Here is a 248-nt window from a genome sequence, read left to right as displayed (position 1 = left end):
ACTCGTTCTTCATGAGAAGCAAACTTTTTATAGGATGTAGCTTTATATCCATCTGGAGATTGCTCTACTTCCCACTTTTGAATATTTGCCTTGTCCTTCACATCGTTTAACAACTTTTGAAACGTATGTATATTAGAAATTGTTTTTGTTTCTCTAGCTAACCATGTCCATTTTTCTACTTTAGCATCATTTTTCTCTAAAGCCTTAATCATGCTCTCCATTTTCTGTTCATCGCTTATCGGTTTCAT

General features: G+C 33.9%; 1 pseudogene. It reads right to left on the bottom strand.

The annotated features are described in order from the left end of the window. Positions 1–248: pseudogene (locus tag SB717_RS38405) on the bottom strand (YwmB family TATA-box binding protein); the annotation flags it as partial.

Source organism: Priestia sp. SIMBA_032, from assembly GCF_046535215.1.
Classification (GTDB): Bacteria; Bacillota; Bacilli; order Bacillales; family Bacillaceae_H; genus Priestia; species Priestia aryabhattai.
This window is presented reverse-complemented; position numbering and strand designations above follow the sequence as displayed.